A 25,069-nucleotide genomic window follows, 5' to 3' on the forward strand; every position below is an offset into this window, starting at 1 on the left:
AATTAATAGTTACTATAAAGTTATGAAACCTTACCGGATTTATCGTCTGTAAACGGAAATAATTTGCTACAGGCTACATAACCTTAAACACACAAATACTTATATGAAATCAAATGGATCAGTCAGGTTTCTGACACTCATTACCTTAATATTGCTTTTACTGGCCTTGGCACAAGTTAGGGCACAAGCACAGGAGCAGCTTACCAGAAAAATAACAATTACCTTAAAAGATGAAATATTGAAAAATGCACTCGATAAGATCACGAGTGTAAGCGGTGTTAAGTTCACTTATAATGAACTGGTGGCCAAGAGTAAAATAACCATTAGCGTAAATGCAAAAGATAAGCCGCTTTCGGCAGTGCTTACCACAGCATTTGCCGGACAGCCACTTCAGTTTAGTGCACTTGACAAAGAAATTTTTATACGTTTAGATCTTGCTAAAGAAAAAAAGCCGGAAGCCGGCCCGGCGGCAAATCCGGTGACAAGTCTGGAAAAACACACTTTAAGTGGTACTATTAAATCTGCAGCCACAGGAGAAACACTGATAGCGGCCACCATCAGGGTTGCGGATACCAAATTTGCCACTTTAAGTAATGAATACGGATTTTATTCTATAACCCTACCAAAAGGCAATTATAACATTGAGGTAAAAGCAGTGGGCGCTAAAAGTTATAAAGCCAAGGCAGATCTAGATAAGAACATCGTCTTAAATGTGGCACTGGATGATGATTTAAATGAACTTGAAACAGTAACCATCACCACAAAAGCCAGCAAAAGAGATATTGAAAGTCCGCAAATGGGTATGGAACGACTTAGTATCAGTGAAACTAAAAATGTTCCGGTGTTGCTGGGCGAAAGGGATGTAATTAAAACCCTGCAGCTTTTACCAGGTGTAAAAACATCGGGCGAAGGGAGTGGGGGTTTCTTTGTACGTGGCGGCAGTGCCGATCAGAACATGATCCTTTTAGATGAAGCTCCGGTTTACAATGCCACCCACTTACTCGGCTTTTTCTCTACTTTCAATTCCGATGCCATTAAAAATGTAACCCTTTATAAAAGTGGCATGCCTGCCCAATATGGAGGCGCTTTATCTTCTGTTCTGGATGTTAAAATGAACGATGGCAACAATCAGAAATTTGGGGTAAGTGGTGGCATAGGCCTTATTGCAGCCCGTATCAATGTAGAGGGGCCCATACAAAAGGATAAATCTTCTTTTCTCATCTCGGCAAGAAGAACCTATGCAGATATGTTCCTTAAGCTTTCCAGCGATTCGGCTACCAAAAATTCCCAGCTGTATTTTTACGATATCAATCTTAAAGCAAACTACTTCTTAGGCGAAAAAGACCGCTTATTTATTTCAGGCTATTTTGGTAAGGATATCCTGAAGTCTGATAACCTTTCGGGAATAGACTGGGGCAATGCCACATCGACCATAAGATGGAACCATATTTTTAGCAGCAAGTTATTTTCCAATACCTCATTGATATTCAGCAATTACAATTATAAGATTCAGTCGAACAGTGACGAAAGCTCCGTCAGACTCTTCTCACAAATCAGGGACTGGAACTTCAAGGAAGACCTGCAATGGTATGCCAACGATAGAAATACACTTAGTTTGGGGTTTAACTCCATTTTTCATACCATCAAGCCCGGAGAAGTACAGGCCAATGGAGACTCCGGCTTTATTTCTCAGAAACTTCAGGACAGATATTCCATGGAAAATGCTGTTTACCTGAGCAATACCTGGAAAGCCAGCACTGTTCTTAATTTTACTTACGGCTTAAGGGTTTCGGCTTTCAGCATTCTTGGAAAAGGTGAGTATTATACCCTGGACACGGAAGGGAATGTAACCAGTTCAACGAATTACAAACCTGGTGACTTGGTTAAAACCTATGTAAACCTGGAGCCCCGTTTCGCAGCAGCGCTACAGCTAAACAGCACCACTTCAATTAAGGCTTCTTATGTGAGAAATGCCCAGAACCTGCACCTGATTGCCAACTCAAATTCTTCATCACCTACAGACAGGTGGGTTGCAAGTACCAATATCATTAAACCTGAACTTAGCGATCAGGTATCACTGGGCTATTACAAAAACCTGGGTACTGATGCTTATGAGCTAACTGTTGAAACATATTATAAAACGCTTCAAAATCAGATCGACTACCGTAATGGTGCCGACATTTACACCAACAGGCCCATAGAGACCCAATTGCTATTTGGTAAGGGAAGGGCTTATGGTATCGAATTCCTGATCAAAAAGAAAACAGGTCGGTTAACAGGCTGGCTGGCCTATACTTTGTCTAAAACCGAAAGAAAAATAGATGGCATCAACAACAATACCTGGTATAATGCCAGACAGGACAGGACACACGACATTTCTATAGTAAGCATGTACCAGCTCAGTAAAAGATGGTCTCTATCAGCCAATTGGGTATTTGCCACAGGAAATGCCGTTACCTTTCCAAACGCAAAATACAAAATGCTCGGGCACAGTTATTTCTTTTTCTCGGAAAGGAATGCCGACAGGATGCCGAGCTATCACCGCCTGGATCTGGGTGCAACAAGGCAGCTAAAACAGACCAAAAAGTTCTCATCAGAACTTAATTTCAGTCTTTATAATGCTTACGGACGCGAGAATGCCTATCGCATTACTTTTAGGGATAAGGAAACAGACCCCAACAGAACAGAAGCCATCAGAACAACGCTTTTCAGGTTCGTTCCGTCAATTTCGTATAATTTTAAATTTTAAACCTATGAAACCAATACTTCGTTTTATAATTTTGGCAATAATCTCAATGTTTTGGTCTTGCGAAAAAGCCATAGACCTCAAATTAAAAGATAGTGACATTACTAAATATGTGATTGAAGGTGCAGTTACTAACCAATCAAATGGTTGCAAGGTAATTATAAGTGAGACAAAAAAATTTAGCGATGACAACCAATTTAATGGGATAAGCGGTGCAATCGTAAAAATTGAAAACAATGGCAGCACATTTATGTTAACAGAAACAGGAAAAGGCATATATGAAAATCTGACAGTTACCGGGGTACCAGGACAAACTTACCGCCTTACAGTAACCATAAAGGGTGAGGTATTTAAGGCCTCGAGCACTATGCCTGCTGTGGTTGATTTTTTGGACTTTACACTTAAACCAAACGATGTGGACACCACCAGGGCCACGCCAAGGGTAAAATTTAAAGACCCTTTAGCAACGCGTAACTATTACTGGTTTCAGCAGTACATTAACGATAAATTGCTTATGGAATACAAGGTACTTAATGATGAATATACATCGGGGCAGGAAGTTAATGAATACCTTGTATACGAAAATACAACAAAGAACCGTGCGCTTAATTTAAAAAAAGGCGACAGACTGACTGCAGAAATGCATTGTATTGATGAACCGGTATTCACCTATCTGTTTAGCCTGTTTGGTGCAAATGGAGCTGATAATGGTGCCGCCCCTACCAATCCGCTAAGCAATATCAGCGGAGGCGCGCTTGGCTTTTTCAGTGCGCACACTGTACAGCTAAAGACTATTGTGATTCCTTAATAAGTAAAAAATGAATGAATTAGATCAAGGTATAACCGTTGGGGCATTGTTTGGCTTTGTCATATTGCTTACCTTATTCGAAATGTATTTTAGTTACGCCCATGATAGAAAACACTATCATGGGCGTGATACCCTTACCAATATCTATTTGATGATTGCAGCATTTGTAATCAATGTGCTAACCAAAGCAGGCACATTTATGCTGCTGGATTATGTTTACCATCATTACAGGCTTTTCCAGGTCAAGAACATTTACCTATACTGGCTTGTATTGATCCTGGCACAAGACCTGCTTTACTGGCTGCTGCACTATACCGGCCACTATGTGCGTTTTTTTTGGGCCATGCACGTTACCCATCACTCTTCCCCCTATTTTAACCTCACAACAGGCTTCCGTTCTACTGTTTTCGAACCCTTATACCGGGTGTTTTTTTATTTGCCACTTGCCTTTATGGGCTTTAGTGCCATGGATATTTTATTTGCCTACCTGGTTACCCAGATTTACGGTAATCTGGTGCATACCCAAACCATAGGCAAATTGCAGCCCTGGTTCGAATATATCTTTGTAACACCATCACATCATCGGGTCCATCACGCCAGTAACCTGAGGTACCTGGACAAAAATATGGGTATGGTGCTTATTTTATGGGACCGACTTTTTGGCACTTTTCAGGAAGAAGTTCCGGAAGAAGAGATTGTATACGGCTTAACCAAACAGCCTGAAGACACGGGGGCTGTAAATATCATTTTTCATGAATTCAAGGCCTTAATCGCCGACGCAAAGAAAGCTCCTGATTTTAAGAATAAGGTAAAATATTTTTTATACCCACCAGGATGGAGCCATGATGGCAGCAGCCAGACAGCCAAAACAATGCAACGTGAAATGAAACAGCAGAAAGTGGCTTAAGCACTTATTAAGCTGGTTTATGGGGCTTAATGTGATCACTTTGTGGTGGCAGGGGCACAAAATCAGTTTCTCCGGGTACCGGAACAAATGATTGCTCCAACCACATTGTTTTTGCTTCTTCAATCCTTTCAGGTGTAGAGGCTACAAAATTCCAGTAAATGATCCGTCCTTCATCAAAAGGTTCACCTCCAAAAATATAAATGGTTGTATTCTCCTGCATGTTAAATGCACAAAGCTTGCTGTCTTTTGCTACCAGTAACTGTTTCGGGCCAAAAGTATTGCCCTCACTTTCGATGGCGCCTTCCAAAATGTACAAGGCACTCTCCCCAAAAAGGTCCTTACCTATCTGAATAGATCGCGGACCTTTGGTTTTTAATTCCAGAAAATAAAGAGGACTATAGACCGGCACCTCAGATTTTCTGCCAAAAACTTCACCGGCAATAAGTTTAAAATGTACTCCGTTTTCTTCCCATTCAGGCAAGCCTTTTCCTTCCACATGAAAAAACTCAGGTTCCATCTCTTCCAGGTGTTTTGGCAGGGCCACCCAGATCTGCAGCCCATGCATCATTTTATCCGAATGGCGCAGGTACTGAGGTGTTCTTTCTGAGTGTACAATTCCTTTACCGGCAGTCATCCAGTTTACCTGGCCGGGTTTTATTTCTACTTCAGTACCCAAACTATCCTTGTGCATAATGCTCCCCTCAAAAAGATAGGTAAGTGTCGACAGTCCGATATGCGGATGTGGTGGCACATCCATATTCTCGGTATCACTCATACAAACCGGCCCCATGTGGTCTATAAATGCAAAGGGGCCTACCATTCTTTTCTCACGGAAAGGCAATAGCCTGCCCACCATAAAGCTCCCTATGCTGGCCGGTCTTTCTTCAATAATCAGATTGATGTTTGACATGAAATTTTAGTTAATGTTTTTTTCATAGTGAAGAGATTAAATAGACATGCTTTTAAATATAATCATATTTTTGGGAAGAACTTATATTCATCCATGAACAATAGTTATATCAAAACAATATTATTAGCCAGTTGTTTAACAGGAATTTTCTTTTCTCTTATTACATTTCTTTTATCGGCACTGGGGGTATTGTCTGTTGGTCAGCAAACTTTAAGCAAACTCCTTATAGCTGGTCTTCCCTTCATCATCCCCGCATTGGCTTTATGGCTTTATCAGTTTTTAAATTCAAGGTTTCCAAACAACAGCCTCGAAAAATTCAGTTTACTTGTCAGCAACATTCTGCTGGGCATTTGTGTAGCAATGCTATTTTTTGGATACCAGAAGTGGTATACCCTAATTACCACTTTTATCTTGTTAAGTCTGTTAATTTACATTGAATATCTAAACAAATTAAGGTTTATGTACCGCTTTTACCGGTTGTTTATACTTTTGCTGATCCTTTTTTATCCTGTTTACCTGATGGTGATTACACATGGATTCTTAAAATTTAATGCAGAAGCTTCATTAAAATTAGGCATTGGAGGCGTTTCGATCGAGGCTTTCTTTTATTTAATGGCCATGCTGTTAATGGCCGTATATCTGTTTGAACTTTTTAAGCATAAAATAAGCAAATCCAATGGATAACCTGCCCCTGTTTACCAAGCAACAATTAGCCCTGCGCAACGGGCAGGATAAGCCAGAGATATGGGTAGCCTTTAAAGGCCTGATATATGATGTTACAGAAAGTCGTTTATGGCGAAATGGCAAACACTATGAACATTGGGCGGGTCAGGATTTAACAGATGAACTTCCGGATGCCCCTCATACCGAAACTGTTTTTGAAAAGTTTAAGCCCGTAGGAAAACTGGACGCATAAAAAATGGCTATCCATGATCCGGACAGCCATTTTTACGGTTTAAATATTAAACTACGGCTCTATAGTAAATGCACTCAGGTTTACAAATTCCTGCACCCTTGCAGCTACTTCTTCTTGCTTTAGATTTAAAATTTTCTCTATCCCAAATTTTTCTACACAAAAAGAAGCCAGTGCAGATCCGAAAATAATGGCATTTTTCATGTTATTAAAATTGACTGTTCCCACTTTAGCCATATAACCAATAAAACCACCGGCAAAAGTATCACCAGCACCGGTAGGGTCAAATACTTCAGCAAGCGGGAGGGCTGGCGCAGAGAAGATCTTGCCTTCGCCAAACAATAGTGCACCGTGCTCACCTTTTTTAATGATCAGATATTTCGGCCCCATAGTCAGGATTTTTTTTGCTGCCTTAACCAAAGAGTATTCACCTGAAAGCTGGCGAGCTTCGGCATCATTGATGGTCAGCACATCCACCATTTTAATAGTTTCCAATAAATCAGTCATCATAATGTCCATCCAGAAGTTCATGGTATCCAGAACAATCAGCTTTGGCTTATTTTTAAGACGTTTGATCACCGTTTGCTGTACAATCGGCGTCAGGTTGCCCAACATCAGGTATTCACAGTCCTGGTAATTGTCTGGTATGATCGGGTCGAAAGCTTCAAGTACATTCAATTCTGTAACCAGGGTATCACGACTGTTCATGTCGTTGTGATATTTACCAGACCAGAAGAACGACTTTTCGCCTGCCTTTACCTGCAGTCCTTCAGTGTCTATACGGTGTTCAGCAAATGTATCAATGTTCTTTTGTCCAAAGTCATCACCCACTACAGCAACAATTTTTACCTTATCGTAGAAGTAAGATGCGGCTAAACTGGCATAAGTTGCAGCACCACCAACTATTTTATCGGTTTTTCCAAAGGGGGTTTCAATAGCATCAAAAGCTACAGTTCCTATGATTATCAAGCTCATATAAGTTTCTTAAAATTTTTTTTCATTTTTTTCACTGCAAATATTGCATAAATAATTTAAAAGCCCTAATATTGCATTCCCAAAACGAACAAGATATTATTATCTTCAACGGTTCAAAAAGCCCGTTTTGGTAACCGGAATACTCCCGAATAGCTCAGCCGGTTAGAGCATCTGACTGTTAATCAGAGGGTCGCTGGTTCGAGCCCAGCTTCGGGAGCAGCAAAAAAAGCCTTATTCTTACGAGTGAGGCTTTTTTGTTTTCTGATCACTTTGAAAAGAATTAAGCATTGACAGTAAATTATAGTGACTATATTTAAAATCTAAAAGTCTAACTTATAATTTTTTGACCGTTAACCACGCGTAAAATGAATAATGCAAATCATGCAAGGGTATATAAAATGTCCTTTGCAAGTGTCTATCCACACTACATACAAAAAGCGGAGAAAAAAGGGCGCACAAAAGAGGAAGTAGACGAAATCATATACTGGCTAACAGGATATGATCAGCAAACATTACAACAGCATATAGATAACAAAACCGACTTTGAGACCTTTTTTGCCCGGGCACCACAAATAAATCCTAATATTTCAAAAATTACCGGAGTAATTTGCGGTTTTCGTGTTGAAGAAATCGAAGACCAACTTATACAGAAAGTCCGTTATCTGGATAAGCTGATCGATGAACTGGCGAAAGGAAAGCCAATGGATAAAATTTTAAGAAAATAAGAGGAAACCATCCCTAACAAAAAAAGACACATGACGTGTCTTTTTTTGTTAGGGATGGTGTATGTATTACATCACTTCCGTACCCAAAATATCTTTTGAATAGGTTTTCAGGTATTTTTTAAGGATTTGCCGGGCAACATGGATCCTCGTTTTTACCGTTCCTATTGGAATTTCAAGCATTTCTGCAATTTCATGGTATTTATATCCTTCAAAATACTTAACAAAAGGTATATAATATTCGGGTTGCAGCGTGGCTAATGCCTTATTAATATCTCCTATGATAAATTTGCTTTCACTGGAATTTTTGGTTGCACTATAATGCAGGTTTGCAGATGAAATGTCATCAGATTTCGTAATCAGTGCATTGGTTTTCACCAAGCGCCTGTAATTATTAATGAAGGTATTCTTCATAATTGTAAACAGCCATCCTTTTAAATTGGTGCCTTCTTTAAACTTCCCATAATAGGTAACCGCCTTTAGCATAGTATCTTGAACCAGATCATTTGCATCTTCGATGTCTTTGGTAAAATTTAAAGCGAATGATTGTAAAGAAACAGAATGATTGTGAAGCTGTAGGTTGAACTCATTTTTTGTCATAATGTTTAAGTTTTAAGGTTAAAAAAACGAACAAACAGTTTTTGAGTGGCGCTCACTGATTTGTTTAATCTTACACACTAAAGTCTTAACAACATATGTACCAAAAAATAATTTTCCATGTTAAGAAATTAATTTTGGCGCTTAACAATATAAATAAGTCAATATCACAAAATATTTACTTCTCTTTCCAGTTTTACACCAAACTTGGCATATACTGTATTGATAATTTCCTCCGAAAAAGCATACACTTCCTGTCCTGTTGCGGAACCAAGATTTACCAATACCAATGCCTGGTTTTTCCATGTACCTGTTTGCCCTGCCACTTTACCTTTAAAGCCACATTGCTCAATCAGCCAGCCTGCAGCCAGTTTAACCTGATCTCCGGGCATAGGATAATGGACAACATCCGGAAATTTGGCCAGCACAGATTCAAATTGAGCCTGGTCAATCACCGGGTTCTTAAAGAAGCTCCCTGCATTGCCAATTGTCGAGGGGTCTGGCAACTTACTGACCCTTATCGCCGAAACAACCTTAGAGATATCTGCTATCGTAGGATTGGTAATATTCCTGTTTAACAGTTCGGCCTGAATGGCTCCGTACTGCGTATGGAGTACGGCATGCCTGCTCAATTTAAAACTAACGGCAGTAATGATATACCTGCCCTTCAGCTCATTTTTAAAAATACTGTCACGGTAGCCAAATCTGCAATCTTCAAAATTAAAAACCCTTTTTTCTGCCGTGGCAATTTCGTAAGCGGTACAGGAATGAAAAACATCTTTCAGCTCTACCCCATAAGCACCAATATTCTGGATCGGTGCCGCACCCACGGTTCCCGGGATCAGGCTCAGGTTTTCCACACCAGCAAAACCATTCCCTACACAGTAGTTTACCAGATCGTTCCACACCACCCCTGCCCCTGCAGTTACCATTACATTATCCTGATCAACCTTTGAGGAAATACCCGGTATACTTATTTTCAGCACAAGGCCGTCAAAATCCTTAGTAAATAAAAGATTACTTCCCCCTCCCAAAACCAATAACTTTTGCGCACTGCTTACAGCCATTCCCAGCAACTCCTCTAAATCAGGTTCAGTAAAAATCTCTGCAAAAAAACTAGAACAAACGTTAACGCCAAATGTATTATATGGTTTGAGGGAAATATTTTCTTGCAGGACTAACATAAACAAGTAAACAGGTTAAATATATGCCACAAATGTAATTGTAAGACTTGTAATAAATATGTTAAAAGTAATATTTAAAAATTTTGACTATTTTTCATCCGTATTATATTTGTTTTTTAATGATGATGAAGCTATCACTATGGTTTCGGCTAAATTGTTAAAATACCTTAAACACAATAAAGGAAGAAGGGACCAGTAAAATTTGTATGGAAAATCAGGATAAAAAGAAAGTTTTAATTATTGAAGCGGCATTAAAACGGTTTGCTCATTATGGATTGTCTAAAACAACCATGACGGAAATCGCAAAAGACATATCGTTCTCCAAAGCTTTGCTTTATTACTATTTCCCTGATAAATTGAGCCTGTATGTAAGTGCAATAGAACACCTGATGCAGATCATCAGCAGAGATCTGGTGAAATCTATTGACAAAACAAGCAGCTCAACAGAAGGCATATTCAAACTGCTGCAAAAAAGACAATCTTTTATTCAAAAATATTACAATCTCCTGGAATCTACGCAACTTATTGGTAATGAACTACCTGATGATCTGTACCAGAAATTCAGTAAGGCAAGGGCTTTTGAAGCCATAATTATCAGCTCTTTGTTTAGCCGGGGCGTTACAAGCGGAGAGTTTATAATAGAAGATCCGAAACTGACAACAGAAATATTCATCGATGCCCTATCTGGCATACACTTCAACATCATGTCTAAGGACAAGAACATATTCCCTGTAAAAGAGCAGTTTAAACAAATATTTATCAAGGAAAAACTGTTCGCCGAGATTTTTCTGGAAGGATTAAGGCCAAAAAAATAAACCAAACAGTCATACAATTGTAAGTTTCAACTGATTTTTAAGAGAAAATTTTTAATGCAGGATTATGGCCGTATTTTTGACCACTTAAATAAAAAAGTCAGAAAGTAAAAAAGTAGAATGGTAGAGACAGATAAAAAAAGAGAGGCTATTATTGAAGGTGCAATTAAGCGTTTTATTCATTATGGGATTAACAAAACCACAATGAACGAGATTGCTGAAGATCTATCCGTATCCAAACCCTCTTTATATTATTATTTTCCTGATAAGAACAGTTTGGTACTTGGTGTCATTGAAAAAATATTCAATGATTATTTTGAAATGGTAGAAAAGGATAAGTTTGCCGACATTTCCCTGGAAGTATGCATGGCCGGCTTTATTGAAATCCGACACCGTTTTTTTCAGAAATATTATATGCTTCATTTATCAGGGGGCAGCCCGGATTCATCATTGAATTCTGAGGAATTAAAAGCGCATTTTATGAAAATGCATGGAAAGAACATACAATTGCATGCAGATATTTTTCAAAATGCAATAAATAAAGGTGAAATCGCAGATATGGAAGTTTATAAAACTGCAGAACTTTACCTGGACAGCCTGGCTGGTATTACCTCTCTTTGTATACTCCATGGCAACAAAGAGTTGTTCCCAAGTAAAAAAGAAATGAAAAATATACTGGAAAGACAGCTTAGCTTATCGGGTATATTTATTAAAGGATTAAAATAACAACAGACTATACATATGAACACAATAATTAAACAGATAAAAGTAATTCCGGTATTGCTACTCGGATTATTGCTATCAAATACAGTTAACGCTCAGCAAACCATGACGTTAAAGGAAGCATTGAATTATGCAGTACAGAACAGTGTGAAGACACGAAAATCCAAACTGGACATTGATGGCGGAAAGTATAAAACAGAGGAAATCAGAGCTCAGGCCCTGCCACAAATTACAGGTAATGCAGGCTTAACTTATAATCCAATTATTGGCCAGCTGGTAGCAAATATAGGTGGTCAGACCCAATCATTTAAATTGGGCCAGAACTGGAATTCTTCTGCCGGTGTACAGCTTTCACAACAACTGTTCAATCAAACAGTATTTACCGGGCTTCAGGCAGCAAAATCCAGTGAAGAGTATTATAATCTCGTTTCTCAACTTACTGAAGAGCAAATTATTGAATTGGTTGCCAACAATTACTATCAGGTTTTAGTAAACAGACAACAATTGAATGTGGTAGACAACAACATCAAAAATGTAAAAGTTATTGAAAAAATCATTTCTAATCAGTATCAGAATGGCTTGGCAAAAAAGATCGATGTAGACCGTATTAAAGTAAACCTTACCAATTTAGAGACACAGCGTGAACAAACTTTAAATTTAATCACACAATTGGAAAACCAGTTGAAATTCTCTATGGGGATGCCGGTAAGTACTGACATCACTTTACCTAAAACAGAACTTACAGAGGTTACCCGATTACCACAGTTCGCAGACTCTCTTTCGCTGGCCAATAGAACTGAAATCAAAATTTTGGATACTCAGGACAAACTATACTGGCTACAACGTAAAGCTTATGTATCAGAATACTACCCCTCTTTAGCTTTGACAGGAAACTATACCTATTCCAGCCAGAGCGGTAGTTTCGACTTCCTAAGCTCCAACAATACCGCCATAGGTTTTGGCTCCTCTGCTGTCGGCCTTACTTTAAAAGTGCCGATTTTTAATGGCTTTCTGACCCGTTCAAAAATTCGCCAGGCTGATATCGATATTAAAAAAGCAAGAGAAGACAGAAGAGAATCAACAAATTCACTGAATTTGGCTTATGAAAATGCAAAAATCCAGTTACGCAACAGTTTAAATACCATTAATGCACAAAAGAAAAATGCTGAACTGGCCGACGAGATCTATAGAAGTACACAAAACAACTATAACAATGGCCTCGCAAACTTAACAGATCTGCTGGACACAGAGAACGCATTAACAGAAGCACAAAACAGCTATACGCAGGCATTATTAAACTATAAGATTGCCGAAATACAATTAATCAAATCAAACGGAAATATAAAATCACTTTTACAATGAAAAGAATAATCATAGCAGTCCTGATCATCATAGTTGCCGGAGGAGGAATTGCCCTGGTGTTAAGCAACAATAAGAAAAAGAATGCAGCTAAAACTGCAATTGTTGCAGCAGGTGGAGGTGCAGTGAGTGTACGTACTGCAACGATCAAAAAAGCCGCCATTGACCTTGATTTTAGCGTTAACGGAACGTTTGCCCCCAATCAGGAGTTAAACTTCCTTTCAGAAAATGCAGGTCGCGTTACTAAAATATTTGTGGAAGAAGGTTCCAGAGTGAGTAAAGGCCAGATTTTAGCACGTATTGACGCCGAGATCATAAATACGGACAAAGAAACAGCCGAAGCAAATTTACAAAATGCCATCAGGGATGAAGCCAGGTATGCAAGCTCGTTTAAAACAGGTGGAGTTACGCAACAACAGCTGGATCAGGCTAAACTGGCAGTAGAAAATGCACGTTTAAGGTTGCAAAGCGCTACAAGAAAAGTAAGTGATGCCAACATAAAATCGCCAATCAACGGTATAGTCAATAAAAAATATATTGAAGTAGGGGCATTTGTAAATGCACAGGGAACACAAATGTTTGAACTGGTTGACGTTTCCAAACTAAAACTGAAGGTAAACGTAAATGAAAGCCAGGTAGCCAGCTTAAAAATCGGCGACAAAGTACAGATAAAATCCAATGTTTTTCCTGCCGATGATTATACCGGAACCATTACTTTTATTGCCGCTAAGGCCGACAATTCCCTGAACTTCCCAATTGAAATTCAGGTAGAAAACAACGGTAAGCACGACATTAAAGCCGGTATGTATGGAACAGCCATTTTTAAGTTCCCAAGACAGGCCCCTATCCTGACCATCCCACGTGGCTCATTTGTAGGCAGTGTAAGCAGCAATCAGATTTTTGTATTGGAAAATGGAAATACAGCCAGGCTTCGTAAAGTTATTGCAGGCAGAATTATTGGTGACAATGTAGAGGTCATTCAAGGTTTGCAAGAAGGAGAAACTGTAATCACAAGCGGACAAATCAATCTGGTAGACGGCAGTGCCGTAGCACCAGTAAAATAAAAGAATATGAAGATAACAGAAATTTCTATAAAACGCCCTACTCTCGTTATAGTGGTATTTACCGCACTAACGCTGATGGGACTATTGAGCTACTTTTCTTTAAGTTATGAATTACTCCCAAAATTCTCCAACAACGTAGTTTCAATATCAACAATATATCCGGGAGCCTCACCAAATGAGGTAGAAAATACCGTAACCAAAAAAATTGAGGATGCGGTGTCTTCCCTCGAGAATGTAAAGAAGATCAATTCCGTGTCTTACGAAAGCTTATCTGTTGTAACGGTAACGCTGACAGACAAAGCGGACGTCGACTTATCATTGAATGATGCACAACGTAAAATAAATGCCATTCTCGCCGATTTGCCGGAAGAGGTGAAACCTCCTTCACTGAACAAATTCTCTTTAGATGATTTACCGGTAATCACCATGTCTGCATCTGCAAAAATGGATGATGCCACCTTTTATGACCTGATTGATAAACGCATCGCCCCTGTACTTTCGAGGGTAAACGGAGTTGCCCAGGTAACTTTAGTAGGTGGTCAGGAAAGGGAGATCGAAGTAGGACTGGATGCCGACAAAATTCAGGGTTACGGATTATCAGTTCCCCAGATCCAGCAGGCCATACTTACCTCAAACCTTGATTTCCCTACTGGTAGCGTAAAAACCAACAGTGAGGATATCCTGATCCGTTTATCCGGTAAGTATAAAAATGTTGATGAACTGAGGAACCTGGTTGTGGCAACCAGCAAAACCGGTGCGCAAATTCGTTTAAGTGATGTGGCTGATGTTCAGGACGCACAAAAAGAAGTAGAGAAAATTGCCCGTATTGACAGGAAAGGGGCTATTGCAATTCAGATCATTAAACAAACTGATGCCAACGCCGTTGAAGTGAGTAAACAAATGCATAAAGTAATTGCAAACTTAATGCAGGATTACAAAACCAATGGACTGGACATTAAAATTGTAAATGACAGTTCTATCTTTACTTTAGAATCTGCAGACGCTGTTATCCATGACTTAATACTGGCGATTATACTGGTAGCCTTTGTGATGCTGTTTTTCCTGCACAGCTTGCGGAATGCCGCCATTGTAATGGTTTCTATTCCCGCATCGCTGATTGCCACTTTTATCGGGATCAGTCTATTTGGCTATACGTTAAACCTGATGTCATTACTGGGGCTCTCGCTGGTGGTAGGTATCCTTGTGGATGATGCAATTGTGGTACTGGAAAACATTTACCGACACATGGAAATGGGTAAAAACCGCGTCCGCGCAGCCTTCGACGCAACAAGTGAAATTGGATTTACCGTAGTTTCAATTACCCTGGTAATTGTAGTGGTATTCTTCCCTATTGCAGTAAGTACGGGTCTGGTATCAAACATTTTGCGCCAATTCTGTGTGGTAGTTATTATTGCAACACTATTATCCCTTGTGGCCTCATTTACCATTGTTCCATTATTATCATCCCGTTTTGGTAAACTGGAAAGGATTGAAGGTAAAAATATTTTCGGCAGGTTTATTTTATGGTTTGAAAAACAACTCCACACATTTACAGTTTGGATCACAGGCATATTAACCTGGACACTGCGTAATAAAGCAGTAACCATTATTGGTGTATTCCTTTTATTGTTCAGTTCCTGCGGCCTAACCATCGGTGGGTTCATTGGTACTGAGTTTTTCCCGAAGAGTGACAAAGGTGAGTTCCTGGTACAGATAGAGCTCCCTAAGGATGCTTCCCTTGAGAAAACAAATCAATTTACCCAAAAAGCAGAAGAGTTCCTGTCAACCAAACCAGAAATTACCCAAATGATCACTACAGTTGGTCAGGCCAGTGGTGATTTTGGTGGAACACAGGCCACAGCCTACAAATCTGAGATCAACGTAAAACTCGTAGATCGCAAAGACCGTAAGGATGAATCCAGTATTTATGCAACCAAAGTGAGCAGGGAACTGGCCAGACACCTGGTAGGTGCCAATGTTAAAACTGTTCCGATCAGTATCCTGGGTATCGCAGAGAACGCTCCCATCCAGCTGATTGTTACGGGCCCCGACCTGGATAGTGTTTTACGCTATGCCGAAGCGGCTAAGGGCGTACTGTCAACCATTGAAGGTGCCGCAGAACTAAAGCTCTCGGTAGAGAAAGGTAGCCCTGAGATTAACGTACAGGTAGACCGTGATAAGATGGCTGCATTGGGATTGACCCTGCAAACTGTAGGTGCAACCATGCAAACAGCTTTTAGCGGCAATACTGACGGAAAGTTCCGTAAAGGTGAATATGAATATGACATCAACATCAGGTACCAGGCTTTCAACCGTAAAAACATAGACGATGTGAGAAACCTGATCTTCGTAAATGCAAACGGCCAGCAGATTAAGCTTTCCCAGTTTGCAGATATCAAGGAAGGTGCCGGCCCAAGTCAGCTGGAAAGAAAAGATAAAAGCACTTCTGTTACTGTAAAAGCACAATCAATTGGTAGGCCAACGGGTACTGTAGTAGCCGAATTTGGTGCCAAGCTGGAACAGTTGGAAAAAGAGGGTAAGCTGAAAAAACCTGTAGGTGTAAATTATGTATGGGGCGGCGACCAGGAAAACCAGAGCGAGGGCTTCGGTACTTTAGGTATTGCCCTACTTTCGTCTATCATACTGGTATACCTGATCATGGTTGCTTTGTACGATAGCTTTATTTATCCTCTGGTAGTCATGTTCTCAATTCCATTGTCAATTATCGGGGCCTTGCTGGCACTTGCACTGGCCAACCAGTCGCTCGGTATCTTTACCATATTGGGTCTGATCATGCTGATTGGTCTGGTAGCCAAAAATGCGATCATCCTGGTCGATTTTACCAATCAGATGAAAGCCGAAGGAAAAACTACGCATGAAGCGCTGATTTTAGCCAATCACGCCCGTTTGCGGCCAATACTCATGACAACCATTGCCATGGTAATCGGTATGTTACCTATTGCATTGGCCAGTGGTGCCGGTGCCGAATGGAAAAATGGTTTGGCATGGGTAATTGTAGGTGGCTTAACAAGCTCCCTGTTCTTAACCCTGATTGTCGTACCTGTAATGTACCAGGTGTTTGACAACATACTGAATTACTTCGGTTTCAATAAAAAAGGAAAAACCATGGAAGAATTAATGGTTGAACCTTATACGCATAAAGAGGTTAAAGAATATGAAATAGACCATATCCATTAATGGCTAAAACCAATGCAGAAACAAAAAAGAGGAACCCTGAAAAGTTCCTCTTTTTTTTTGCAGGTTAAACAAATGTCAGTTCAGAATAAGCTGCGGCCTTTTGTCTGATGCACGAAACCGGTCATCAAATGTGGATGGCCCGGTTCTCTGTCGCTGCCATAGCAGCCTCTTTCATCGCCTCTGTATAAGTAGGGTGTGCATGACAGATCCTGGCAATGTCTTCTGCTGAGGCACGGAACTCCATAGCAACAACAGCCTCTGCAATCATATCTGCAGCCCTTGGTCCAATCATGTGTACACCTAAAATTTCATCTGTTTTAGCATCTGCAAGTACTTTTACAAAGCCATCTGTATCCATACTTGCCTTGGCACGGCCACTGGCCTTAAATGGAAAGGAACCTGTTTTGTATGATAGTCCTTTTTCTTTCAGCTGCTCTTCGGTATAGCCTACCGAAGCTACTTCCGGCCAGGTATAAACCACGCCCGGAATCAGGTTATAATTGATGTGTGGTTTTTGTCCCGCAATCCGCTCTGCAACATATACGCCCTCATCTTCGGCCTTATGGGCAAGCATAGCACCCTTAATCACATCACCTATCGCATACACACCCGGGACTGTCGTTTCCAGGTGATCGTTCACCGGGATCTTATTTCCTCTTTCTTCAGGTTTGATACCTATGTTTTCCAGCCCCAATCCTTCTGTATAAGCTGTACGCCCAACTGCAACAATGCAATAATCTGCTTCAAATTTCACCTCTTCTCCTTTGGCATTGGTTGCTGTAACCGTAACTTTCTTGCCCTTGGTACTGGCCCCGGTAACTTTATGGCCCATAAAAAACTCCATACCAAGCGATTTTTTCAATACACGCTGCAGTTCTTTACCTAAACCGGCATCCATCGTACCTATAATTGATGGCATAAATTCAATCACCGATACTTTTGTACCTAAACGTGCATATACCGAACCTAGTTCCAGTCCAATTACACCACCGCCAATAACTACCATCTGCTTAGGTACCTCAGTGATGTTTAAAGCTTCTGTAGAAGTGATGATCCGTTTTTTATCAACAGGTAAAAAAGGCAATGCAGTAGGTTTTGAACCCGACGCAATGATTACATTTTTAGCTGTTATGGTCTCCGATTTACCATCTTTGGTAATCTTAATCGTATTTTTATCTACAAAAGAACCTACACCCTCAAAAGCATCAATTTTATTCTTTTTAAACAAATATTGTATCCCAGCAGTATTTTGCGCCACCACATCATTTTTACGGGCAATCATTTGCGGCATATCCACCTTTAAATCTTTCAGGTTAATGCCATGCGTCTGAAAAGTATGTGCAGCATTATGAAAATGCTCTGAAGAATCCAACAGGGCCTTGGAAGGAATACATCCTACATTTAAACAGGTTCCCCCAAAAGTTTTATATTTCTCTATAACTGCTGTTTTTAAGCCTAACTGGGCACATCTGATTGCTCCAACATAACCGCCCGGGCCCGAGCCAATTACAACTACATCGTATTGCATACTAAGGATTTTTTTTGCGTAAAGTTAATAAACCTATCCCGTATTCAGCAATCAATTCCATATATTTATCCTTAAAAAAACCTTCCTCTATGACTCCTTTCAAATCGTTCTCCTTCATTTTTCTCTTTATTTTTACCAGTCTTTCTGCTTGTGCACAACAGTCCGACTCTGCTTATATACGTCAGAACTATACCAAAATAGAAAGGCTGATCCCTATGCGGGATGGCATTAAGCTATTTACAGCCATTTACATCCCCAAAGACAAAAGCAAGAAGTATCCTTTTATGCTCAACCGTACTCCTTATACCGTTTCGCCTTATGGCGAAAACAATTATAAAACAAGCCTTGGCCCCTCTCCGCTCTTTATAAAAGAAGGCTTTATCTTTGTTTATCAGGATGTAAGGGGAAAATGGATGAGTGAGGGAAAATTTGAAGACGTAAGGCCGCAAATAGCCGGCAAGAAACGCAAAACGGATATTGATGAAAGCTCCGATACTTATGATACGATCGACTGGCTGATCAGGAACATTCCTGGAAACAACGGTAAAACCGGTATTTACGGTATCTCATATCCAGGCTTTTATGCTACTGCGGCTCTACCAGATGCCCATCCATCTTTAAAGGCAGTATCGCCCCAGGCTCCGGTTACCGACTGGTTTATAGGCGATGATTTTCATCACAATGGCACCTTGTTCCTTGCAGATATCTTTAGCTTCTATTATACCTTCGGGGTACCGCGACCTCAACCAATTACGCCCGACAAACGTCCAAAACCCTTTGATTTCCCGGTTAAAGACAACTACCGTTTTTTTCTTGAACTGGGCCCCTTAAAAAACATCACCAAAAAATATTATGGCGATACCATACGATTCTGGAATGATATCAATGCGCATACCAATTATGATGCCTTCTGGAAAGCCCGTAACATTACGCCGCATTTAACTGGTGTAAAACCTGCAGTTTTGGTAGTGGGCGGCTTCTTTGATGCAGAAGACCTTTACGGTACGCTTAAAACCTATCAGGCCATCGAAAAACAAAATCCATCCTCAAAAAACAACCTCGTTATGGGCCCCTGGTACCATGGTGGCTGGGCAAGAAGTACGGGAAGCAGTTTCGGGGATATTAATTTCGGACAGCCAACCAGTACTTCATACCAGCAAAATGTTGAGTTCCCTTTCTTTATGCAATACCTCAAAGAGGCACCGGATGCAAAAATTGCAGAGGCAACCATTTTTATCACTGGCAGCAATGAATGGAAGAAATTTAGCTCCTGGCCACCTCAGGATACAGAAGAAAGAACATTATACCTGCAGCCCAATGGCAAACTGAGCTTTGAGAAGGTACAGCGGACCGACAGCTGGGATGAATATGTAAGTGATCCCAATTCACCTGTCCCTTATCAGGATGGCATACAAACCAGCAGAACCCGGGAATATATGATCGATGACCAGCGTTTTGCCTCGCGCAGACCGGATGTAAGGGTATTCCAAACAGAGCCCCTCAGTTCCGACCTTACACTTACCGGCCCGGTATTGGCCAAACTGGTGGTATCAACCACAGGTACGGATGCAGATTATGTGGTAAAACTGATAGATGTATATCCGGAAGATACACCAAATCCTGTACCTAACCCTAAAAACCTGATCATGGGTGGTTACCAGATGCTGGTACGCGGCGAGATCATGCGTGGAAAATACCGTAATAGCTTTGAAAAACCCGAGCCTTTTGTTCCTGGAACAATTACAAAAGTAAACTATGCCCTTCCGGATGTAGCCCATACCTTTAAAAAAGGTCACCGCATCATGATCCAGGTCCAGAATTCATGGTTTCCCCTGGCCGACCGGAATCCACAGCAGTTTATGGACATTTACCAGGCCGAAGCTGGTGATTTCAGAAAAGCCACACATAGGATCTTCCACGATGTACACAATGCATCTGCAATTACGGTAAACGTACTGAAACCTTAAAACGGATGAAACCAGTATATTGTGCCATCCTTACTTGCCTGCTCAGCCTTCAGGTAGCAGCCCAGCTGATGGACAAAAGACACCCCCATACAGCTGCAGATACATTACGAGGAATGCTCAGCCCCCTGCGTACCAGCTACGACATTAATTATTACCACCTGGACATCAGCCTGGATATTGCCAATCAAGCGATTAAAGGAAGTAACGAATTCCATTTTACCGCAACACAGCGCCTCAGTAAACTGCAGTTCGATCTTTTTGAAAATATGGATATAGAAAAGATCATTTTTAAAGCGCAGCAAATTCCATTTACAAGAAAATTTAATGCGGTATTTGTTAGCTTTCCCCAACCTATTGAAAAAGGCAGCAAAGAGAAATTCACGGTATTTTATTCAGGAAAGCCGGTCATTGCAAAAAATCCGCCCTGGGAGGGGGGCTTCATTTTCAGTAAAGACAAATCCGGAAAACCCTGGGTATCTGTAGCCTGCCAGGGCCTGGGCGCCAGCAGCTGGTGGCCCAATAAAGACCATCAAAGCGATGAGGCCGATAGCATGCTCATCAGTGTTACGGTACCTAAAGACCTGCAGGAAATCTCTAACGGCAGGTTGCGCAGCAAAGTAGAAAAACCAAATGGTCAGCTCCAGTACAACTGGTTTGTAAACAATCCCATCAACAACTACAATGTAACGCTATACGTAGGCCGGTATGCACACTGGGCCGACCAATATGCCGGAGAAAAAGGGGAACTGAGTCTGGATTACTGGGCCCTGAAGGAAGACAGTGCAATTGCAGTCCCCCATTGGAATGCAGATGTTAAACTCATGCTAAAATCCTTTGAACATTGGTTCGGCCCCTATCCTTTTTATCAAGATGGCTATAAACTGGTTCAGGCGCCCTATCTCGGAATGGAACATCAGAGTGCAATTGCTTATGGAAATGGTTTTAAAAAAGGATACCTGGGTAGCGATCTTTCCAACACCGGCTGGGGCCTCAAATTTGATTTCATCACCATTCACGAAAGCGGACATGAATGGTTTGGAAATAACATCACTACAAAAGACATTGCCGACATGTGGGTACATGAAGCCTTCACCAATTATGCCGAAGCCTTGTTCCTGGAATCAAACTATGGAAAGAAAGCCGGCGCTGAATACATTACCGGAATAAGGAAAAATATCCGCAACGACAGCCCGATAATCGGCACATACAACCTGAACCGTGAAGGATCGGGTGATATGTATTATAAAGGGGCTAATCTCGTACACCTCATCCGGCAGCTGATCAATGATGACGAAAAATTCAGAAGCATCCTCAGGGGATTAAACAAAACCTTTTACCATAAAACTGTCACCACACAGCAGGTTGAGGAATACATCATCAGACAGAGTGGCTTAAACCTGCAAAAAACCTTCGATCAATACCTCCGGCATACCGGCATCCCGACATTGGAATACCAGGTCTACAATGGTTTGCTGAAGTACAGATGGGCAGCCGATGTGAAAAACTTTGATATGCCTGTAAAAGTAAGCCTCAAGCCTGGCAATTTCAGTTTTATCTATCCTTCAGCCAACTGGAAAACGATTGCGGCAGATAAAAGTATAAGTAACAGATCCTTTAAAGCAGAGCCCAATTTCTACATCCAGCTTAAAGCGGTCAATTAAAACCGGGTATACAAAGCGAGCTGGATGGCATGGTTCATGGTATTGTTGCCGGCACCATTTATAAATTGGTTTAAGTACCCTGCCTCCACATCAAAACTTTTACTGAAGCGGTAACCAATGGCTCCGTAAGCACGGTTCTGGTCAAACAGTTTACCATTCAGCTTTGCCTTATGCTGAACGTTAAAAAATAATTCATTTTGCAAAGCGGCAAATGGCCCTTTGGTAAAGGTGTCCTTTGTTTCCGTAAGCGGAATAATGCCTCTCAGAAAATACCTGAGGCGTTGCGAGAAAATGTCATCTCCGGCAGCTTCTATAAATCGTTGCTCCAGTCTGAACCGGTGCTGTACCGCAACAGATTTGATTTTATGCATCAGGATATACTGCTCCCAGATCCGGTGCTCCGTCAGCACATGGCCTACTGGTCCGGTCTGATCTAAAAAAGTATTTGTCAGTAAATAACCAACTGTAGCATTGCTGTTTTTATTGATATAATAAGTTACACCGGGCCTGAACAAAAAATTCCGCAGCCCATCCCATTCATTTGCAGACCTCAGCTGAACATCCAGGTGCATGCCCCATTTGTCATTAAATTTAGTACTGTTTAAAAACAGGAACCAGCCAGAGTTTTGTTTTACCTGCTGGGAAAAACCATTCAGTACAAAAAGAGAAAATAAAAAGGCTAAAATTAAACGCTTCATATAATTGGATCGGATCAAAAAGCTAAAATAAAAAACAAAAGTAAAAGTTCAATAAATACTAGAACTGAAAGCCCAGCACCGTATAATTCTGAATATACTTAATTTTTTGACTTGCCCCGTCGATATCATTTCTACCAGTGGTGTGAATTTTAGTCAGGTCGATATAACCAACCTTTGTACTATTTTGCAGATAAAGCCCTTTCAGGATGTAAAATTTGAAACCAAGCTTGGCAGAAACACCATAACCGGCAATATTCCAGTAATTGTTCTTTCCTACATCAAATAAATGGGCATCAGTTCTGGGCACCACCAAACCAGCACCTATACCGGTTTCCATGGTCAACGAAGTACGCTGCGAATAAGCTACCCAAATGTCATCATACCGCTCCAGCTCTGCACTCGCATAGTTTAGTCCATCAGTATGCTCAAATCTTAGCATATCAGGGCCTACCTCCAGCATTTCACCATTATATACACCAGCGTAGCGGCCTGTAGGAATACCAGGCTCAGAAACAGTAGCATCTATATGTCCGTCGATCTTCACCTTCTGCGGAATGTCCATCACATATTTCATATGGTCCCAACCCAATGAGATGCTGTAATTGTCCTTGATAAAATAACCAAAGTGAAAATTAAACTGCGGGATACTTAGTGAACTTGGCTCCAGATATTTCCAGCTCAGTTTAGTTTGCCGGTCATTCGCTACAACATCTCTAAGGGTAAAATCATAACCAGGACCTTTAAAATTGATGTCACTCTTTGCATACCAGGAATGGTTATATCCCCACATCACAAAGAAATCTCCTTTTCTGGAAAAATTTCTTTTCAGCTCATTAGAAAAGATACTTCTACCAATTTTTGGCCGGTTTACAGAAGTAGTAATATTTTGCTGTGCGCTTAATTTTTTTGAAAAAACTAATAAAAAAACAAATAAGTAATACTTTTTCATAATTTCAATCAACCCACCGGGGGTGATAAATAAAATCAATTGTTCAAATCAAAAAAGACCCGCATTTTATGCAGGCCTTTTCTTTATCAGGCATTTATATACCCAATAACAATCTTGCAGGATCTTCCAGCAATTGTTTAACCCTTACCAGGAAACCAACAGATTCTCTTCCATCAATGATCCTGTGGTCATACGACAAGGCCACATACATCATCGGACGGATTACCACTTCACCTTTCTCTGCAACCGGGCGCTCAATGATATTGTGCATTCCAAGAATAGCAGACTGTGGGGCGTTGATGATCGGCGTCGACATCATCGAGCCAAAAACACCACCATTGGTAATGGTAAAAGTACCCCCTGTCATTTCTTCAATCGTCAACTTACTATCACGCGCTTTAGTAGCCAGTTCAATAACTGTTTTCTCTATCTGTGCAAGGCTCATGCTCTCTGCATTCCTGATAATCGGTACAACCAGTCCCTTAGGTGCAGAAACCGCAATTGAAATATCAGCAAAATCATTATACACAATAGATTCACCATCAATGCGTGCATTTACTGCCGGAAAGTCCTTAAGTGCCTCGCATACCGCCTTGGTAAAGAAACTCATAAAGCCTAATCCAACACCATATTTTTCCTTAAACTGATCTTTATATTTTCCGCGCAGGTCCATGATCGGCTTCATGTTCACTTCATTAAAAGTGGTCAGCATAGCCGTTTCATTTTTAACGGTAACCAGGCGTTTGGCAACAGTTTTGCGCAAAGGCGACATTTTTTCCCTGCGCTCATTTCTTGATCCAGCAACAGGAGCAGCCGGGGCCGAAGCTTTAGGAGCTTCTGCTTTCGCAGCAGGTTGCGCAGTTTTCTGAGCGTTTAAAGCATCGTCTTTGGTAATTCTTCCATCAACACCAGTTCCTTTTACAGTAGCGGCATCCACACCTTTTTCCGCAAGTATTTTACCCGCAGCCGGCGATGGCGCACCCGTTGCATAGCTTTCACCAGCTTTTTCTGCTACAGGGGCAGCCGATTTATCTTCGGCAACTACAGCCTTTTCAGCCGCTGGTGCGGCCTCTGCGGCAGGTTTTGCCGGAGCAGCACCAGCGTCTTCAATTTTACAAACTACAGCACCAATTGCCAGTGTATCACCTTCATTGGCTACTGTTTTCAAAGTTCCGGCCTGTTCCGCAGTTAATTCGAAAGTTGCTTTGTCAGATTCTAATTCTGCAATCACCTCATCCATTTCTACTGCATCACCATCATTTTTCACCCAACGTGATAAAACAACTTCTGTTATCGACTCGCCAACTGGCGGAACTTTTATTTCTATACTCATAACTGATGTATTATT

21 protein-coding genes and 1 tRNA gene are annotated in these 25,069 nt (G+C 40.9%); 14 read left to right on the forward strand and 8 right to left on the reverse strand.

The window, feature by feature from the left end; translation table 11 throughout:
* The first annotated feature begins 103 nt into the window (after positions 1 to 103).
* The 3 genes from HDC92_RS11390 to HDC92_RS11400 are packed head-to-tail and all read left to right on the forward strand — an operon-like array spanning position 104 to position 4,461.
* Positions 104 to 2,749, forward strand: coding sequence for a TonB-dependent receptor (locus tag HDC92_RS11390; RefSeq protein WP_015809493.1), 2,646 nt, complete (start codon positions 104 to 106; stop codon positions 2,747 to 2,749).
* 4 nt (positions 2,750 to 2,753) lie between these two features.
* Complete coding sequence (locus HDC92_RS11395) at positions 2,754 to 3,554, forward strand: DUF4249 domain-containing protein (protein WP_183874584.1); 801 nt, start codon at positions 2,754 to 2,756, stop codon at positions 3,552 to 3,554.
* Positions 3,555 to 3,564: 10 nt separating this feature from the next.
* Entirely contained in the window at positions 3,565 to 4,461 is an 897-nt protein-coding gene (locus HDC92_RS11400) for a sterol desaturase family protein (protein WP_183874587.1), read from the forward strand.
* A gap of 7 nt (positions 4,462 to 4,468) precedes the next feature.
* Here the strand turns inward: HDC92_RS11400 and HDC92_RS11405 are convergent, their stop codons facing one another.
* On the reverse strand, positions 4,469 to 5,371 hold the full coding sequence (locus HDC92_RS11405; protein WP_183874589.1) for a pirin family protein: 903 nt from the start codon (positions 5,369 to 5,371) through the stop codon (positions 4,469 to 4,471).
* Positions 5,372 to 5,464: 93 nt separating this feature from the next.
* Here HDC92_RS11405 and HDC92_RS11410 point away from each other — a divergent pair, with 93 nt between their 5' ends.
* Both HDC92_RS11410 and HDC92_RS11415 read left to right on the forward strand, forming a co-directional pair.
* Entirely contained in the window at positions 5,465 to 6,055 is a 591-nt protein-coding gene (locus HDC92_RS11410; protein ID WP_015809497.1) for a lycopene cyclase domain-containing protein, read from the forward strand.
* The gene (locus tag HDC92_RS11415) at positions 6,048 to 6,287 is read left to right on the forward strand and encodes a cytochrome b5 domain-containing protein (RefSeq protein ID WP_015809498.1); all 240 of its coding nucleotides are present in this window, start codon (positions 6,048 to 6,050) and stop codon (positions 6,285 to 6,287) included. Before HDC92_RS11410 ends, HDC92_RS11415 begins: the two co-directional genes overlap by 8 nt.
* Before the next feature lie 51 nt (positions 6,288 to 6,338).
* Here the strand turns inward: HDC92_RS11415 and HDC92_RS11420 are convergent, their stop codons facing one another.
* Positions 6,339 to 7,259, reverse strand: a complete 921-nt coding sequence (locus HDC92_RS11420; RefSeq protein WP_015809499.1) for a PfkB family carbohydrate kinase — start codon at positions 7,257 to 7,259, stop codon at positions 6,339 to 6,341.
* A 143-nt stretch (positions 7,260 to 7,402) separates the two neighbouring features.
* On the opposite strand from HDC92_RS11420, the gene HDC92_RS11425 reads away from it, so the two are divergent.
* A tRNA-Asn gene (locus HDC92_RS11425) sits at positions 7,403 to 7,476 on the forward strand.
* Between the two features lie 148 nt (positions 7,477 to 7,624).
* A complete protein-coding gene (locus HDC92_RS11430) occupies positions 7,625 to 7,984 on the forward strand; it encodes a DUF2200 domain-containing protein (protein ID WP_183874591.1) in 360 nt (119 codons plus the stop codon).
* Positions 7,985 to 8,050: 66 nt separating this feature from the next.
* Here HDC92_RS11430 and HDC92_RS11435 read toward each other — a convergent pair whose 3' ends face one another.
* Complete coding sequence (locus HDC92_RS11435; RefSeq protein ID WP_015809501.1) at positions 8,051 to 8,581, reverse strand: RNA polymerase sigma factor; 531 nt, start codon at positions 8,579 to 8,581, stop codon at positions 8,051 to 8,053.
* 164 nt (positions 8,582 to 8,745) lie between these two features.
* Entirely contained in the window at positions 8,746 to 9,762 is a 1,017-nt protein-coding gene (gene murB / locus HDC92_RS11440) for a UDP-N-acetylmuramate dehydrogenase (RefSeq protein WP_183874593.1), read from the reverse strand.
* Positions 9,763 to 9,968: 206 nt separating this feature from the next.
* Between murB and HDC92_RS11445 the strand changes: the two genes are divergently transcribed.
* The 5 genes from HDC92_RS11445 to HDC92_RS11465 all read left to right on the forward strand — a co-directional run bounded on the left by HDC92_RS11445 (position 9,969) and on the right by HDC92_RS11465 (position 16,918).
* On the forward strand, positions 9,969 to 10,577 hold the full coding sequence (locus HDC92_RS11445; protein WP_015809504.1) for a TetR/AcrR family transcriptional regulator: 609 nt from the start codon (positions 9,969 to 9,971) through the stop codon (positions 10,575 to 10,577).
* A 117-nt stretch (positions 10,578 to 10,694) separates the two neighbouring features.
* Positions 10,695 to 11,300: a TetR/AcrR family transcriptional regulator gene (locus HDC92_RS11450; RefSeq protein WP_015809505.1), complete on the forward strand. Its 606-nt coding sequence runs from the start codon at positions 10,695 to 10,697 to the stop codon at positions 11,298 to 11,300.
* Positions 11,301 to 11,315: 15 nt separating this feature from the next.
* Complete coding sequence (locus tag HDC92_RS11455; protein WP_015809506.1) at positions 11,316 to 12,659, forward strand: TolC family protein; 1,344 nt, start codon at positions 11,316 to 11,318, stop codon at positions 12,657 to 12,659.
* Complete coding sequence (locus HDC92_RS11460; RefSeq protein ID WP_183874595.1) at positions 12,656 to 13,720, forward strand: efflux RND transporter periplasmic adaptor subunit; 1,065 nt, start codon at positions 12,656 to 12,658, stop codon at positions 13,718 to 13,720. The genes HDC92_RS11455 and HDC92_RS11460 overlap by 4 nt, the downstream gene beginning before the upstream one ends.
* A gap of 6 nt (positions 13,721 to 13,726) precedes the next feature.
* Positions 13,727 to 16,918, forward strand: coding sequence for an efflux RND transporter permease subunit (locus HDC92_RS11465; RefSeq protein ID WP_183874597.1), 3,192 nt, complete (start codon positions 13,727 to 13,729; stop codon positions 16,916 to 16,918).
* Between the two features lie 124 nt (positions 16,919 to 17,042).
* On the opposite strand, the gene lpdA is transcribed toward HDC92_RS11465, so the two are convergent.
* Positions 17,043 to 18,446: a dihydrolipoyl dehydrogenase gene (lpdA, locus tag HDC92_RS11470; protein WP_183874599.1), complete on the reverse strand. Its 1,404-nt coding sequence runs from the start codon at positions 18,444 to 18,446 to the stop codon at positions 17,043 to 17,045.
* Between the two features lie 89 nt (positions 18,447 to 18,535).
* Between lpdA and HDC92_RS11475 the strand changes: the two genes are divergently transcribed.
* Positions 18,536 to 20,413: a CocE/NonD family hydrolase gene (locus HDC92_RS11475; RefSeq protein ID WP_183874601.1), complete on the forward strand. Its 1,878-nt coding sequence runs from the start codon at positions 18,536 to 18,538 to the stop codon at positions 20,411 to 20,413.
* A 5-nt stretch (positions 20,414 to 20,418) separates the two neighbouring features.
* A complete protein-coding gene (locus HDC92_RS11480) occupies positions 20,419 to 22,074 on the forward strand; it encodes a M1 family metallopeptidase (protein WP_183874603.1) in 1,656 nt (551 codons plus the stop codon).
* On the opposite strand, the gene HDC92_RS11485 is transcribed toward HDC92_RS11480, so the two are convergent.
* From HDC92_RS11485 to odhB, 3 genes are all read right to left on the reverse strand, one after another.
* Entirely contained in the window at positions 22,071 to 22,772 is a 702-nt protein-coding gene (locus HDC92_RS11485; protein ID WP_183874605.1) for a DUF2490 domain-containing protein, read from the reverse strand. The genes HDC92_RS11480 and HDC92_RS11485 overlap by 4 nt on opposite strands.
* A gap of 58 nt (positions 22,773 to 22,830) precedes the next feature.
* Positions 22,831 to 23,721 (reverse strand): hypothetical protein, encoded by an 891-nt coding sequence (locus HDC92_RS11490; RefSeq protein WP_015809514.1) that lies wholly within the window; start codon positions 23,719 to 23,721, stop codon positions 22,831 to 22,833.
* A gap of 94 nt (positions 23,722 to 23,815) precedes the next feature.
* Positions 23,816 to 25,054 (reverse strand): 2-oxoglutarate dehydrogenase complex dihydrolipoyllysine-residue succinyltransferase, encoded by a 1,239-nt coding sequence (gene odhB / locus HDC92_RS11495; protein ID WP_183874607.1) that lies wholly within the window; start codon positions 25,052 to 25,054, stop codon positions 23,816 to 23,818.
* Positions 25,055 to 25,069: the final 15 nt, after the last annotated feature.

This window comes from Pedobacter sp. AK017, from assembly GCF_014200825.1.
Taxonomy (GTDB): domain Bacteria; phylum Bacteroidota; class Bacteroidia; order Sphingobacteriales; family Sphingobacteriaceae; genus Pedobacter; species Pedobacter heparinus.

What these genes read in the sequence shown, in the direction of transcription:
- murB (WP_183874593.1), bottom strand. Translation starts at nt 9,762, where the DNA reads ATGTTAGTCCTGCAAGAAAATATTTCCCTCAAACCATATAATACATTT.
- HDC92_RS11465 (WP_183874597.1), top strand. Translation starts at nt 13,727, where the DNA reads ATGAAGATAACAGAAATTTCTATAAAACGCCCTACTCTCGTTATAGTG.
- HDC92_RS11460 (WP_183874595.1), top strand. Translation starts at nt 12,656, where the DNA reads ATGAAAAGAATAATCATAGCAGTCCTGATCATCATAGTTGCCGGAGGA.
- HDC92_RS11395 (WP_183874584.1), top strand. Translation starts at nt 2,754, where the DNA reads ATGAAACCAATACTTCGTTTTATAATTTTGGCAATAATCTCAATGTTT.
- lpdA (WP_183874599.1), bottom strand. Translation starts at nt 18,446, where the DNA reads ATGCAATACGATGTAGTTGTAATTGGCTCGGGCCCGGGCGGTTATGTT.
- HDC92_RS11410 (WP_015809497.1), top strand. Translation starts at nt 5,465, where the DNA reads ATGAACAATAGTTATATCAAAACAATATTATTAGCCAGTTGTTTAACA.
- HDC92_RS11480 (WP_183874603.1), top strand. Translation starts at nt 20,419, where the DNA reads ATGAAACCAGTATATTGTGCCATCCTTACTTGCCTGCTCAGCCTTCAG.
- HDC92_RS11390 (WP_015809493.1), top strand. Translation starts at nt 104, where the DNA reads ATGAAATCAAATGGATCAGTCAGGTTTCTGACACTCATTACCTTAATA.
- HDC92_RS11405 (WP_183874589.1), bottom strand. Translation starts at nt 5,371, where the DNA reads ATGTCAAACATCAATCTGATTATTGAAGAAAGACCGGCCAGCATAGGG.
- HDC92_RS11485 (WP_183874605.1), bottom strand. Translation starts at nt 22,772, where the DNA reads ATGAAGCGTTTAATTTTAGCCTTTTTATTTTCTCTTTTTGTACTGAAT.
- HDC92_RS11475 (WP_183874601.1), top strand. Translation starts at nt 18,536, where the DNA reads ATGACTCCTTTCAAATCGTTCTCCTTCATTTTTCTCTTTATTTTTACC.
- HDC92_RS11415 (WP_015809498.1), top strand. Translation starts at nt 6,048, where the DNA reads ATGGATAACCTGCCCCTGTTTACCAAGCAACAATTAGCCCTGCGCAAC.
- HDC92_RS11430 (WP_183874591.1), top strand. Translation starts at nt 7,625, where the DNA reads ATGAATAATGCAAATCATGCAAGGGTATATAAAATGTCCTTTGCAAGT.
- HDC92_RS11450 (WP_015809505.1), top strand. Translation starts at nt 10,695, where the DNA reads ATGGTAGAGACAGATAAAAAAAGAGAGGCTATTATTGAAGGTGCAATT.
- HDC92_RS11455 (WP_015809506.1), top strand. Translation starts at nt 11,316, where the DNA reads ATGAACACAATAATTAAACAGATAAAAGTAATTCCGGTATTGCTACTC.
- HDC92_RS11445 (WP_015809504.1), top strand. Translation starts at nt 9,969, where the DNA reads ATGGAAAATCAGGATAAAAAGAAAGTTTTAATTATTGAAGCGGCATTA.
- HDC92_RS11400 (WP_183874587.1), top strand. Translation starts at nt 3,565, where the DNA reads ATGAATGAATTAGATCAAGGTATAACCGTTGGGGCATTGTTTGGCTTT.
- odhB (WP_183874607.1), bottom strand. Translation starts at nt 25,054, where the DNA reads ATGAGTATAGAAATAAAAGTTCCGCCAGTTGGCGAGTCGATAACAGAA.
- HDC92_RS11490 (WP_015809514.1), bottom strand. Translation starts at nt 23,721, where the DNA reads ATGAAAAAGTATTACTTATTTGTTTTTTTATTAGTTTTTTCAAAAAAA.
- HDC92_RS11435 (WP_015809501.1), bottom strand. Translation starts at nt 8,581, where the DNA reads ATGACAAAAAATGAGTTCAACCTACAGCTTCACAATCATTCTGTTTCT.
- HDC92_RS11420 (WP_015809499.1), bottom strand. Translation starts at nt 7,259, where the DNA reads ATGAGCTTGATAATCATAGGAACTGTAGCTTTTGATGCTATTGAAACC.